At 53.3% G+C, this 13,089-nt stretch carries 9 protein-coding genes and 2 pseudogenes; 9 read left to right on the top strand and 2 right to left on the bottom strand.

From position 1 onward, the window contains the following. Positions 1-99 precede the first annotated feature (99 nt). On the top strand, positions 100-1,095 hold the full coding sequence (locus tag C3F12_08900) for a GDP-fucose synthetase (protein ID PWB46414.1): 996 nt from the start codon (positions 100-102) through the stop codon (positions 1,093-1,095). Positions 1,096-1,128: 33 nt separating this feature from the next. Continuing rightward, entirely contained in the window at positions 1,129-3,309 is a 2,181-nt protein-coding gene (locus C3F12_08905) for a hypothetical protein (GenBank protein ID PWB46161.1), read from the top strand. Positions 3,310-4,026: 717 nt separating this feature from the next. Here the strand turns inward: C3F12_08905 and C3F12_08910 are convergent. Both C3F12_08910 and C3F12_08915 read right to left on the bottom strand, forming a co-directional pair. Then, positions 4,027-6,897 carry a hypothetical protein gene (locus C3F12_08910; GenBank protein ID PWB46162.1) on the bottom strand — a complete coding sequence of 957 codons (2,871 nt, stop codon included), beginning with the start codon at positions 6,895-6,897 and terminating at the stop codon, positions 4,027-4,029. 26 nt (positions 6,898-6,923) lie between these two features. Continuing rightward, a complete protein-coding gene (locus tag C3F12_08915) occupies positions 6,924-7,469 on the bottom strand; it encodes a hypothetical protein (GenBank protein PWB46163.1) in 546 nt (181 codons plus the stop codon). Positions 7,470-7,993: 524 nt separating this feature from the next. On the opposite strand from C3F12_08915, the pseudogene C3F12_08920 reads away from it, so the two are divergent. The 7 genes and pseudogenes from C3F12_08920 (at position 7,994) to C3F12_08950 (ending at position 13,086) form a co-directional block, all read left to right on the top strand. Beyond that, positions 7,994-8,119, top strand: a pseudogene (locus tag C3F12_08920) (GDP-mannose 4,6-dehydratase). A 357-nt stretch (positions 8,120-8,476) separates the two neighbouring features. Continuing rightward, positions 8,477-8,779 (top strand): hypothetical protein, encoded by a 303-nt coding sequence (locus C3F12_08925; GenBank protein PWB46164.1) that lies wholly within the window; start codon positions 8,477-8,479, stop codon positions 8,777-8,779. Beyond that, positions 8,779-10,239: a hypothetical protein gene (locus C3F12_08930; GenBank protein PWB46165.1), complete on the top strand. Its 1,461-nt coding sequence runs from the start codon at positions 8,779-8,781 to the stop codon at positions 10,237-10,239. Before C3F12_08925 ends, C3F12_08930 begins: the two co-directional genes overlap by 1 nt. Before the next feature lie 39 nt (positions 10,240-10,278). Further along, on the top strand, positions 10,279-10,677 hold the full coding sequence (locus C3F12_08935) for a hypothetical protein (protein ID PWB46166.1): 399 nt from the start codon (positions 10,279-10,281) through the stop codon (positions 10,675-10,677). A gap of 25 nt (positions 10,678-10,702) precedes the next feature. Next, a pseudogene (locus C3F12_08940) lies at positions 10,703-10,837 on the top strand (GDP-mannose 4,6-dehydratase). A gap of 435 nt (positions 10,838-11,272) precedes the next feature. Further along, on the top strand, positions 11,273-12,220 hold the full coding sequence (locus C3F12_08945; protein PWB46167.1) for a GDP-fucose synthetase: 948 nt from the start codon (positions 11,273-11,275) through the stop codon (positions 12,218-12,220). Beyond that, positions 12,220-13,086, top strand: coding sequence for a glycosyltransferase (locus C3F12_08950; GenBank protein PWB46168.1), 867 nt, complete (start codon positions 12,220-12,222; stop codon positions 13,084-13,086). The genes C3F12_08945 and C3F12_08950 overlap by 1 nt, the downstream gene beginning before the upstream one ends. Positions 13,087-13,089 lie beyond the last annotated feature (3 nt).

Consider the following 13,089-nt stretch of genomic DNA (forward strand, 5'->3'; position numbering starts at 1 on the left):
CTATAAAAGAGGTACACGACGACTAACCCCCTAACTCACTAGGGAGTCAATCCATTAAATTCTTTTAATTTTAAAAGGAAGAAGTCTGTGGACGATTTGATGTCTAGAAAATCTAAATCTATCTCTTCAGTGGGTAATTTAGCTAAGTTTATAGGCAAGAGAATATGGATAACTGGTCATCAGGGAATGCTTGGATCTGCTTTGGTCCGTAGCTTCAGCGGAGAGGGGGCTAATTTACTACTTGCTCCTCGTCAGCAACTTGACTTGAGCGATCAGCGCGCCGTTCATAATTGGGTAGACAAGAATCGGCCCGAGTTCGTTTTTCATATCGGAGCGAAGGTCGGTGGTATTTATGCAAACGCGACCTTCCCTGCCAATTTTTTACATGGCAATTCGATGATCCAAGCGAATGTGATTGACGCTGCTCATCATTTCGGCGTGGAGAAGCTAATATTCGTAGCATCGAACTGTGTGTATCCGGCAAGAGCAGCTCAGCCGATCTCTGAGGACGCGCTAATGACGGGCCCACTAGAAGACAATATCCGTGCGTATGCAATCGCGAAGATTGCGGGAATAGAGATGTGCCGGGCGTACCGCCGACAGTACGGCTGCAACTTTATTTCTGTTATACCCCCGAATTTGTACGGACCGGGTGATAACTATCATCCTCTACATAGCCATGTGGTTGCCGGTATCATTCGTCGCGCACACGAAGCGAAGCTCTCGGGGGATCAGGAATTTGTTGTGTGGGGCGACGGAACGCCGCGACGCGAGGTACTGTATGTGGACGACTTAGCCGATGCCATGAAGTGCCTGATGGCTACCCCTGTGGTGGACGATCTGTTCAACGTGGGATGCGGTCGTGATCTATCCATTACTGAATTAGCCAACCTTGTTGTCGACGTGATTGGTTTTGAAGGACGCATCGTCTACGATAAGTCAAAACCGAATGGAACGATGAAAAAGCTGCTCGACAATTCGCGTATCCGGGCACTCGGCTGGTGTCCAAAGATTGATGAAAGGACCGGACTACAAAAGACCTACAACGACTTTCTGACGCGATTCAATGTACCAGAATCTGGTGGGAGACTCTGACGTCAATTCTAGCGCCGGTGTGGAGTACTAATAATGCAGACAATTAGAGTCAATGTTGTTGGCAGAGTTGATATGTTTTCTGGTATTGGTCAGCAAACGAATGCGTTCGTCGCGGCATATCATTCTGTTTTTGATCTTACCTTAATTAACACTCGAGAAGGCTGGGGTAATACTAGTCATCTACCATCTGACTTGCAGAAAACTACACCGTTCGGGGCAAAGGAAAAAGAGGCGGCCCTTTCAATCTATACCGATGTCTTATGGAATGGCCAAGGAGATATGAACTGGACAAAGGTACCCGATACGCCAATCAAGTACGCCTCCGTGGTGTTCGATTCTGATAGATTGCCAATGGAATGGAGTGACATCGTAAATAATCATTTTGACGGCGTGTTTGCTACGACTCCTGAATTGGTGGATGTATGCCGTAAGTCAAAAATACAGAAGCCTGTTATTTATTTGCCGATCGGATTGGACCTCGGGCCTTTTCTGACATCAAAGATCCAAGAACCATTGGAAGGCAAACCGTATACGTATGGTTTCATCGGTTCTTATGAGCCTCGCAAGAACGTTGATTTACTCTTAAACACGTTCACGAATGTTTTCGGCTTACGTAATTCGGCGGTCCGACTACGGATTCACTTATCCTATAGCTTTGAGGACAATTATAAGCTGATGTCGCTGATAAATCGCTTTGTGGGAACAAACGTTGCGATAACGTATGGTCATGTAAGCGTCGGGGATTATCGAGCTATTTTGGATGAGATCGACTGCTTTGTTTCTTTTTCTCGAGGCGAAGGGTACTCCATTGTTCCGCGGGAATTCATGGCGATGGGCAAACCCGTGATACTCAATGATGCCCTCGCACATAACACGATATGCGAGGCTCCTGGAGTGGTGAGGATTCATGCGGATATTCCCGAGCCCGCCTTCTATCCGCAGCTTGATGGACGTTATTTTGGCGTACAATTTTCTCCTTACCCTGAGGATGCCGAGCTTGTCTGGCGGGACTTTCATGATCGGCGAGTGGAGTTTCAGAGTACTGCCGAGGCGAGGCGAAAGTGGGTATCTCAATTCGATTATGATCAGATTAAAACGGTGTACAGGAATATCGTGAACCCACCAGTTGTCTATCTGCATAGCAGCGATATGGTGACAGAAGACGGCTTGTACTTATCCGACGAGAGGTTAATAAAAAAGTATTATGAACTTGGCTTAGTAAAGTCCAATGAAGCATCTAGCACAATTCATGTACAAAATCATAAGGAAGAAAAGATTGTGGTAATTGCTAATGATGGTGGATTTTACTCTGTTTTCAATCGATTGATTTCCTATCTGACCTGGACCCTAACTCGCAATCCTGGAGCGATTGTGCTGCCGGATTGGCGTCTGACAAAAATGAAAGAGCATTGGAAGACCGACACTTTTACCAGTTTCTGTTATGGTCGTGAGAATGATGGAAATATTTTCCTGAAATTCTTCCAGCCACTGCCATATGATAATGTCGATGAATCAACATATGATGATGAAAGAAAGCTTTATATGGGCGCTATTCTAAAAGATGACTTTAATGAAAAGGATGAGCCACTTCTCACTTACATACATGCTTATAAACTATATAAGCGGCCAGATTTCCAGAAGTGGCGAACTTGGTATCACAAATATTATAGCAAGTATATTATCCCGAATCCCCATATCAGTAACTATGTCGAGAAATTTAATAAAAAAAACATGAGTGGCCGCTTCGTAATCGGCGCTCACGTTCGTCATCCAAGCCATTCGATAGAACAGCCAGGCGGTCGGATCCCTACCGTGAAACTGTATTTTGAAATCATTGATAATGAAATCAAATGCGCTAGGAACGCGAGAGAGCAACCATTTGTCTTTTTAGCTACCGACCAGGAAAGTGTAGTGCAGCTTTTTCTTGAACGATACGGCGATATGCTCATCTATCGTAATGACGTCACACGCACCTCAACGGCACAGGACACGCATTATGATCGTCTGGATAGACAGTATAAGAATCGGGAGGGTTTTCAAATCCAACATCTCACTGCAGCAGATCCTCACAAATGGAATACGCATATGGGGGAGGAAATTATCATCGACACAATGCTGCTTGCGCACTCAAACGTCTTAGTACACGTAACTAGCAATATAGCCACTGCTGCAGCATATATGAATCCGACCATGAAAATGATTTATTGCGAATGATCCGCACAGCATTTATTGAGTCATTTAAAGGCGCTTGTGAACAAGATATAGCCAGGAGCAGCGAAGAATATGAACTCACGCCAACACGGAAACGACTATTACGAGCGGAAGTTAGAATATTTGAAGAAACATTGTCTGACTCTCTGCGAATTTATAACTGAATCTACTGATAATAATAATATATACCAAAAATATCGCGACGCTGTTGCCGAACTTGAAAGAATCAAGAATTCGCCGAGTTGGAAAGTTACCAAGCCACTTCGAGATACGATGCGAATCGTTAAGCAGGTACTACGGGTACATATGAGTCAATCCAAAAGTTAGTTGAACATCGCGAAGCCGGCTCCCAGTCATGAGGTTACGCCATGTGCATTTCAGTCATGGGCATCGTGCCACTGAGATCTACCCGCAGCGCCTAGCGCAGCACGGGCAGCGCACGGAAGCCCTTGATCTACACCTCCTCATCGAGGTGCCCGGAGGTTCTCCGCTAAGTACATGAAGTTGTGAAGTTGGGGTCAGGTCTTGCAATCACACATTTGATGTGAGACGAGGCTCCCATGTCGCGTCCCTTGTGGATCGAGTTTCTTGGTGCGCTCTACTGTGAACAGCAGACTCAGGTCTATCACGTCATGTGCCGTGGTCATCAGGGCCAGCGTATTTCCAAGAATCCGCTTCGTTGCACAAGACCCGGCAACCTGCTCTTCAGATATACTGCCATCACTGCACCACAACGCTCTGGCTCCCCGTCGCGACCCCCTGCCCGGAGAACCAGGTCACGCCCTCCTGGACCATGTCCCACTTCAGGGTGTAGGTGCCCGCGGCCGCTGGGGCCCGGAGGGTGGCGGTGAGGGGAAGACGCTGACCGGGGCCCACGCTCTGGGGCAAGAGGGTCCGTTGGCCGTCCCATACGACGAGCGTGCTGCCTTGGTACCAGTGGTAGGCGAGGCGGAAGGCGCTGTTGGCGCCCCACGTCAGGCTCCCGGTGTTGGTGACGGTCACCGGCACCGTGATGGTTTGGCCGGCCGTCAGGGATGCAATCGTCCCGGGGCTGTAGGTCGCGCCGTAGGAGGGCGCGCCGCTACCTGTCACGGCTCGTGAGACGTTGCCTCCGTTGGACGTGAAGTTGACATTGCTTGCAAAGGTCGCAGCCGACGGCGGGCTGAAGCGCACCACCACACCCCGACTTAGCCCGGCCCCGAGACTGAAGGGGCTTCCGGAGAGGATGCTAAAAGGGGTCGTCGCGGAGGCGCTTCCGGTCAGGGTGCCCACCCCGGTATTCTGCACCGTGAAGGTCCGGTCGGCTGAACTTCCTACTGTGACGCTACCGAAATCCTGGGAGGTGGGGGTCACGGTGATCTCCGGCTGCAGAATGGTCCAGAGCAGGGCCGTATTGTTGTTCAGGCTCTGGGTGTTCAGGCTGAACTGGGTTCCCGATGTTGAACCGACCTGGACCCCAACTGTGGCGGATCCCCCTCGGTCTGCGAAGGCGCACCCTGCCCCGAAGGCGGCATCCGCGTAGTTGAAGAGCATGTTGCTGCTTTCCTCAAAGAAGACTACCTGGAACTTCACGGTAGCGGCACTGTCGGTCTGGCAGGTGTACTGCCGCACATCCCGCCACTCAATCACCAGCTCCCGGTTCGGTGCGGTGCCTGTCACCTCCCAAAAGACATTTTGACTTGTACCGACTACTGCAAAGAGATCGTCCCAGAACGGCGCCACTAACGTGGCGATCTGTGAAGTGGGAACGGGGGTATTGGAGTAGGCCGTAAACGATCCGGTGAAGTTCAGGGTCCCGTTACTGCCGACGAAGAGATCGGCAAAGCCTCCGCCACCAAATCGAATCGGAAACGGAGAGGTGATCCGTGCCGAGGAGTCGTCGCCCAGATTGAGGCTCGTTCCACCAATCGTCCTATAGACAAAAGACGTCGATGACACTGTGTAATCAGCGAGAACATACACGGTCACGACATCCCCTTTCGGGAAGGTAAGCGTGAAGGTTCCTCCGGCCGAGGGGGTCCACTGCCCGGAATAGGTTCCGTCCCCCGCCGCCTGGTCCGCCCCGAGCCCGTCATCCAGAAGAGTGATGGTCTGGTTACCGGGATCGACCGTAACGGTGACATTGCCGTTGGGGCTGCCGCAGTTGATATGGAGGACGGCAAGATCGATGGGTGTGCCGATGAGACCGCTGGTTGCGGTGGCGATGGGCCTGAGGCGGGAAAGGACGGTAGGATTTGAGCACGCGAGCGCCCCGCGGGCATTGAGTCTCTTCTGTGTAATGGTGGTACCGGTCAATGAAGAAATGGTATCGCCGCCGGCCAGGATCAGGTTCTTGATCGTTCGCCAGTCACGTCCGGAGTCCTGCGCTTTTAGCAGTGTTGCCAGCCCCGTTACATGAGGGGTAGCCATCGATGTACCGCTGAAGGTGCTGTACGTGTTCCCCGGGGTCGTACTGAGGATTGCGCTGCCGGGGGCGCCGAGATGGACGGTCCGCCTCCCAGAATTCGAGAAAGAAGACAAGGCGTCTGTTCGAGTGGTGGACGCGACGGAGATGATGTTCGGCAGGTAATAACTGGCGGGGTAAGACAGGGCTGTGTCGTTGTCATGCGCGTCATTCCCCGCCGCGGCGATAAAGAGGATCCCTCGTTGCCGATGGGCCTCGATGGCGTCGAGTAAAGATTGGGAAAACTCTCCTCCGCCCCAACTATTGCTGGTGGCCACGATGTTGACACCCCGATCTTTCATGGTTTTCACATAGTCCAAGCAGGTGATCGCACCGGAGGTGTAACCAGAACCGGCCGCATCGAGGAATTTACACGCCATCAGGCGGGTCGTCCAGTTGACACCGACGACTCCGATGCTATTATTTCCAACCGCGCCAATCGTGCCGGCCACATGGGTGCCATGGCTATTATCATCCATCGGGTCGGTGTCGTTGTTCGCGGTGTCGATACCGTAGCAGTCGTCGATAAATCCGTTGCTGTCGTCATCGACGCCGTTGGTGTTACAATCGGCGGTATTCCGAAACATGTTGGCTGATAAGTCCTGATGATTGTAATCGATCCCCGAGTCAATGACTGCTGCGACCACACTGCCGCTTCCGGTGGCAAGATCCCATGCCTCTGGGGCATCGATGTCTGCATCAGAGGTTCCCCCCGATTGCCCCGTATTGTGGAGCCCCCAAAGCTCGCCAAGGCGGGGGTCGTTGGGGACGGTAAGCGCCTCCAGAAGGTAGTTGGGTTCTGCGTAGAGGACATTAGGGTGCTGCTTGTACAATTCAATAGCCTCCTTCACATTCCTCCCGTGGGGCAATCTGACGTGCACGAGGTTCTTCACGATATCAAATCTCTTCACCTCCTGTGCTCCCACCAGCGCGTGACCCGATGCCATATCGCGTAGCGAGACCCCCTCCTTAAATCTCACGAGGAGTTCATCAGGCGCATGAGGAGGGGTGTGGACCACTCGTGATCCAGGGCCCCTCTCTTTTCCGGTGATACGGTTCGAGGGGTGTTCTGCTTGGGCGACGGCGCTGAGACTCAGCAGGAAAAAGATAACGACGAATATGAGACTTGGCCGACCTGGCTTACGCATCTCTCTCCTTTTTCCCCTTTACGCGATCAGAGCCTCTTAAACTGAATCGGAAGATTCAGCCGGGGCAATCGTATGAGGTGGAATGGCTGCGTAAATACCTGAGCGACCACGGCATCCTTCGGCGGGTTCTTTATCTGATAGATGACGTGTATCCCAGCTCTATTACGGTCAATCCTCACGATCTCCACTTGGTACCCTGCCGTAGGGCGTTGGCCGGCGAAGATCCCTGCGACCAGGTCCGTTGCGAAATCAACAAGAGGGGGAAGAGAATCGGACTGGACATGTTGCGTCCAGAAATCCCGTAATTCTTGTTCCGATTGAATCACGATCTCCAGCGGATCGACGATTCTACTCGCAGTCCCTCGGCCGATAGAGACGAAGGGGACAAGAGAGTCGGCACCGGACGCCCGCGTCGCGCGGCCGTCCGACTTTTCATCTTGGGCCCATACAGAGACTGAAGTGTACAGAAGATGGCCGGTAAAGCCTATAAGGGCGAGAAGTCCTGCGGCGAAAATCCGGCCGAGTCGGGACGGCGTTACGCGCCTTTGAAAAAAGGTTGCGTTGCTCTTCATGGGTCCTTCCGGTCCCGTGCCGCGTTCCAAGGTCAGTGAATGGTGCGTCTGTGATCGGCTGTCAAACGAGACGCTTCTAGCGCTAAAACCTCCGGGTTTCGTCTCGCAATCCTTGGCTGCCTCGAGACCTTCTTAACGGCGCGTTCCCGGTCGTCGTGACCTGTGCTGTACAGCGCGTGGTGACGCAACATAAGAGCTGACTATCGTTCCTGCCGATATATGCCGTAATGTAATTGTAATTTGTTATGTTTGACTGCGTCAAATAGATAATAGTGTTATCAATCCGATAGCAAGTCAGACGAGCGAAATAATTCAATACCGCGAAAGAATGTCTTCTCGTCACTCTGGAGGAAGTCGAGTAAAATCCGTGAGCCGGTAAGCCTGTCGTGAATCCACAAGCTGCGATCGGTACCAGGAACGCGAACTCATTCGGGAAATCCGGATGGCCAGGAAGGTGTTTAGCGGGATGGCTGAGCCTGACAATCTCAAATTGAGAAAAAGGAGATCGAGGAGGGAGCACCCATATGAACACCGCCCTCATCACCGGGATTACCGGGCAAGACGGCTCCTACCTGGCCGAGCTGCTGCTCGCGAAGGGCTACACCGTCCACGGCCTGATCCGCCGCGCCGGCGCTTTCCACACGTTCAGATCCACTCCATGATGGCCGCTAACGAAGGCAGGCCATTCTGAGTTGAACCGGCGAAGCGACTCCCGTATGATAGGACGGTGAGGGCCGAACCGAGCACCCCACACAGCAAGGAGCCGCGTCATGAAGAGCGGCGTCCGCATGCCGCAACGGGGCACGGTGCAAGACGTACATCCCGCACGCCTGAACGCCGCACCCGCGCGTGACGCGGTGGAGGCAAAGACGGCCCGCCGCCTTGCCCTGCAGCTCGAATGCGGCGCGCAGGCGCGACTGACCGACCAGTCGGTTGCGTGATCTCATGACCGGGAGCGGCTTCGCCTCATTCAACTCACTTGGGGATTGACCTCCGCGAGGTGGATCGTGACATCCCTCAAACGCGTGGTGCGCTGGATACTTGGCCTACCCAAGCCGATGGCGGTATGGGTGCTGCGCCGGACTCTCGCCAATCCTGACCTGAGGGCGCGCGCGCTGAACATACTGGCCGAATACCCTCGACTGTACCAATACCTGCGTGAGTTCGCTGCAAGGTCGGGATTATCGGAAAATACCATTGCGGCGGCATCTGCGCCGAATATATCAGCAGAAGAGATTCAGGCTCTGTCACCCCTTGCTGCTCGTATTTATGCCGACCTCAAAAAAGCCATTGATACGAAAAAGAACTGATGCGCCTCGTCATTGACCTCCAGTCGATGCAAACATGGAGCCGCTTTCGGGGCATCGGGCGTTATGCGGCCTCTTTGGTCAAGGTGCTGTTGCAGCAAGCCAGGGATTTCGATTACTGGATTGTACTGAACGATCAGGATGATCGTGACCTCGTTCGGATAAGGGAGTTATTTGCGGGACTGATCCCTCCGGAGAAAGTCGTGTCCTTCGCAGCGCCGCACGCCGTTAACGAAGCCTTCAGCGACAATGAATGGCGAGCCAGAGCGGCCGAATTGCTACGGTCTCACTTCCTCGCCGAAATGTCACCGGACATTGTGCTGACCGCAAGCCTTTTCGAACCCGAATCTGTTGTCTCCGTCGAACCACCGTCCAACCGTCATTATAAATCCGTCGTGATTCTTTATGACCTGATCCCGCTGGCAGAACCCAAGGTGTATCTGCCGAATCCGGTCGTGCGGCAATGGTATGGCAGGAAACTCGAATCGCTCCGTCACGCAGATCTGGTGTTGACGATTTCAGACTATTCCAAGCGAGATGCCGTTGCAAGGTTGGGGCTGGACCCGGATCGGTGCGTCAATATCTCGGCGGCGGCTGATCTGTTCACTCCTGAAAGACTCACATCAAGTTCTCTTGATAATCACCGATCTCCAGGAGTGATTCCAAAAAATTCTGTCCTGTACGTCGGGGGCTTTGATGTACGAAAGAATGTCGATAAGCTGGTTGCCGCATATTCTCGCCTCCCTCTCGCCATGAGAAGGTCCTACCCGCTCGTCCTTGTCGGGAAGATCGGAGACGTGAATAGACACCGTCTCATGCGGGTAGCGAAAAAATCCGGTCTGGCCGCTGACGACCTACACTGTACAGGCTTTGTGTCCGATGAATCATTGGTCGCTCTCTACAGATCGTGTCGCTTATTCGTTTTTCCATCAAGTCATGAAGGGTTTGGACTGCCTCCGTTGGAAGCTATGCATTATGGCGCAGCCGTGATCGCCGCGGCAAGAACCAGCCTTATTGAAGTCGTGGGGTCTACGGAGGCGCTTTTTGACCCCGATGATGTTGCCGCACTGGCAACCCTCTTGAACAGGGGCCTCACTGATGACCAGTTTCGCGCTCGCCTTATCGCGAACGGTTCAATTCAAGCCGCGAAATTCTCCTGGAGCGCGACGGCGCAAAAAGCGCTGCATGCGCTGACAGCCCTGGGCGCACAATCAACTACCGAGAAGGTTGACACGGTAGACGATAAACAGAGCAGTTATACGAGATTGATCAGCGCTCTCGCCGCAATCAACACCAATTCCAGGCCGACCGACTCGGATCTCGTCGTGCTGGCGAAATCTATTGCTGTCAATATGAATGTTCTCAATGATCACTTTTTTGCAGATGCGCGACCTACCGAGAATACTGCCCCCCTAGAATCTTCGCCTGCCGTTTTGCGTCGTCGAATATACGGAAAGAGTTAAGCTGCTTGTGCGCGTCAACTAACTTTGGGATTGACTCTCATGATTGCCAAGATCAAGATTGCGGGTTTGACAACTGTTGCCTTCGTTCTCGGCCTAGGGGCCAATGCCGCGAATCCTCCTTGGGCTGTGGCCGAAGGAGGTGTGGCGGCGGCGCAGGTCCTAAAGGCGGACCAACTGACTAAACGGCAGCTCAGTCAGCAGTTGAAGAGGCTTCCTGACAATGCGGTGATCGAGTCAAAGGGTCAGCGGATGACCATGGCCGAGATCCGGGCGCTGGCAGCTCAAAAAGGCCAGCAGCACCAAGCGAAAGCCCAGGCCGCCCTGAGCCAAGCCAACGCGGCGTTCGACCAGCGCCGCTTGCAACTCGAGCAGCAGCACCAGGCGAAGCTCCAGGCCGACAACGCCAAGGCGATAGCGGAGTTCAAACGCCTGCCCTAGGCGAGGGCGATGGATACCCGATGCTCCGCAGCATGAGCGGACGCCGTTCTATCCGAGAAGCCCGTACGGCGTGGTCAAACTCTACGGCCACTGGATCACGGTCAATTGCCGAGAGAGCTACGGACTGTTCGCCTGCTCGGGCATCCTGTTCAACCATGAGTTCCGACTTCCTGTGCCGACGTTGCAGCGCCTCGTTTCAGTATCACCACATGAATAGTCAACAACGGCAATATTCGTCTACTCCTCCGGCAAACCGATGACGATCAGACCGGGCGGCGTGCTGCTTTGTCCCGACGATCGGAGGGGACAAAGCAGCTTCAAGATAGTGCGTTATGGTGGCCAAATCTATATTATGTACATATCCACAGTGTGAAAATGATACAGATAGCAATGCTCTCGTAAGACGATGTGTGAATGACGGAAGCCGAAGCTCCTCAATGAAAGCCGGTAAGAACGACATCAGGCTTGACTTACCCCCCTGTTTCTAGGAAAATCCAAGGTTATTGGAATGCCATCGCGTCAAACCCGGCAGTGACCGACTAGCAGCCCGGCTAACCTATATTCCATCGGCAGAAAGTGGCGGGGATATCTCTATATGGATAATCTACAGGGGAAACGCATCCTGGTGACCGGCGGCGCCGGATTCCTCGGCTCTCAGGTTGTGCAGAAACTGAAGGCGCGCGGATGTGGGGAGCTGTGCATCCCCAGAAGCGCCCAATATGATCTGACGAACGAGCAAAAGATTATCGAGGTATTGAGAAGTTTCGAACCTGACATCATCATCCATCTGGCGGCCATAGTGGGGGGGATCGGGGCGAACCGAGAGCGGCCCGGAGAGTTCTTTTACAAAAACCTGATGATGGGGGTCCAGCTTATGGAGCAGGCCCGCCTTCAGGGTGTGGAAAAATTTGTGGCACTCGGAACGATCTGTGCCTACCCGAAGTTTACGGCAATCCCTTTTCGGGAAGAAGATCTTTGGGACGGCTATCCCGAAGAAACCAACGCACCCTACGGCCTGGCCAAAAAGATGCTGCTGGTTCAGGCGCAGGCCTACCGTGAGCAGTACGGCTTCAATGCCATCTACCTGCTGCCGGTCAATCTGTACGGTCCAGGGGACAACTTTGATCCGGCCTCATCGCACGTCATCCCGGCGCTCATCAAGAAGTGCTGCGATGCCATAAACAATGGCGATGCTGAGATTGTGGTCTGGGGAACCGGCAAGGCGACGCGCGAGTTCCTGTACGTCGAGGATGCGGCCGAGGGGATCGTCCTGGCTACCGAGCGGTACGATAAACCTGATCCGATCAATCTGGGGGCCGGCTTTGAGATTTCGATCTATGACCTGGTCTACCTGATCGCCAAATTGACCGGCTTTACCGGGGTGATTACGTGGGATACCGACAAGCCCGACGGCCAGCCGCGCCGCTGCTTGGACACTTCCAAGGCTGAGCAAGGGTTTGGGTTCAAAGCCAAAACTCCGTTCGAGGTAGGGCTTCGTAAGACGATTGAGTGGTATCGTACCCACCGCGCGGTGGATATCTGATGGGAAGATTGCCTCGGATCTCGATTGTCACACCCTGCTTCAACCAGGGCCACTTTTTAGAGACTACCATCAAGAGTGTGCTCTCCCAAGAATATGAAAATCTCGAATATATTGTAATCGACGGCGGATCCACGGATGGCAGTGTTGACATTATCAAACGGTATGCCGACCGCCTTGCGTACTGGGTGAGCGAGCCCGACGGGGGGCAGGCCGAGGCCATCATCAAGGGCTTTCAACACTCTTCCGGCGAGATCATGGGTTGGCTCAACTCCGACGACCTGTTGTTATCTGATTGTCTCACCGCGGTGGCCCGCACCTTTATCGGACTTCCAACGACGCAGATGATGTATGGGAATATCCTGATTATCGACGAGTATGGTCATGTGGTAAAAGAAGCTCGGCAGTTTCAGGTGGGATTTCATGAACTCTACTATGGTGGCCACATCATCAATCAGGAGGCGACCTTTTGGACAAGGGGACTCTATGACAGGGCGGGAGGTCTGAACCGAAATTTATCGTACGCGATGGACTATGATCTATGGGTAAGAATGGCTGAGATTAGCCACCCCCTCCACGTTTCTCGCTACCTCGCAGCATTTCGTCGACATCCCTCACAGAAGACCACGCATATGGAGCTGTATCGCATGGAAATGCAGGCGATTCAGGATCGGACTCGCTCCGCTAGAGGCGAAAACCCTTTTGCCTTTGCCGTGAAGTCGGGCCTATGTCAGACGCGCCTGATCTTACGCCGATGCGCGGTGAAATTGTTGCGGACACGCCGGTACCCTGCGAAGAACCATAGAGCCGCGTATTTTGGCTTTGCAGCGGTCAAATCGGTTGGAAGAAAAAGCAAAAGATACGGATGATCT

It is taken from the genome of Candidatus Methylomirabilota bacterium (assembly GCA_003104975.1).
Taxonomy (GTDB): domain Bacteria; phylum Methylomirabilota; class Methylomirabilia; order Methylomirabilales; family Methylomirabilaceae; genus Methylomirabilis.

Coding starts and splice junctions, on each gene's coding strand:
- C3F12_08950 (PWB46168.1), top strand. CDS start 12,220: ATGGGAAGATTGCCTCGGATCTCGATTGTCACACCCTGCTTCAACCAG.
- C3F12_08900 (PWB46414.1), top strand. CDS start 100: ATGTCTAGAAAATCTAAATCTATCTCTTCAGTGGGTAATTTAGCTAAG.
- C3F12_08945 (PWB46167.1), top strand. CDS start 11,273: ATGGATAATCTACAGGGGAAACGCATCCTGGTGACCGGCGGCGCCGGA.
- C3F12_08935 (PWB46166.1), top strand. CDS start 10,279: ATGATTGCCAAGATCAAGATTGCGGGTTTGACAACTGTTGCCTTCGTT.
- C3F12_08930 (PWB46165.1), top strand. CDS start 8,779: ATGCGCCTCGTCATTGACCTCCAGTCGATGCAAACATGGAGCCGCTTT.
- C3F12_08910 (PWB46162.1), bottom strand. CDS start 6,897: ATGCGTAAGCCAGGTCGGCCAAGTCTCATATTCGTCGTTATCTTTTTC.
- C3F12_08905 (PWB46161.1), top strand. CDS start 1,129: ATGCAGACAATTAGAGTCAATGTTGTTGGCAGAGTTGATATGTTTTCT.
- C3F12_08915 (PWB46163.1), bottom strand. CDS start 7,469: ATGAAGAGCAACGCAACCTTTTTTCAAAGGCGCGTAACGCCGTCCCGA.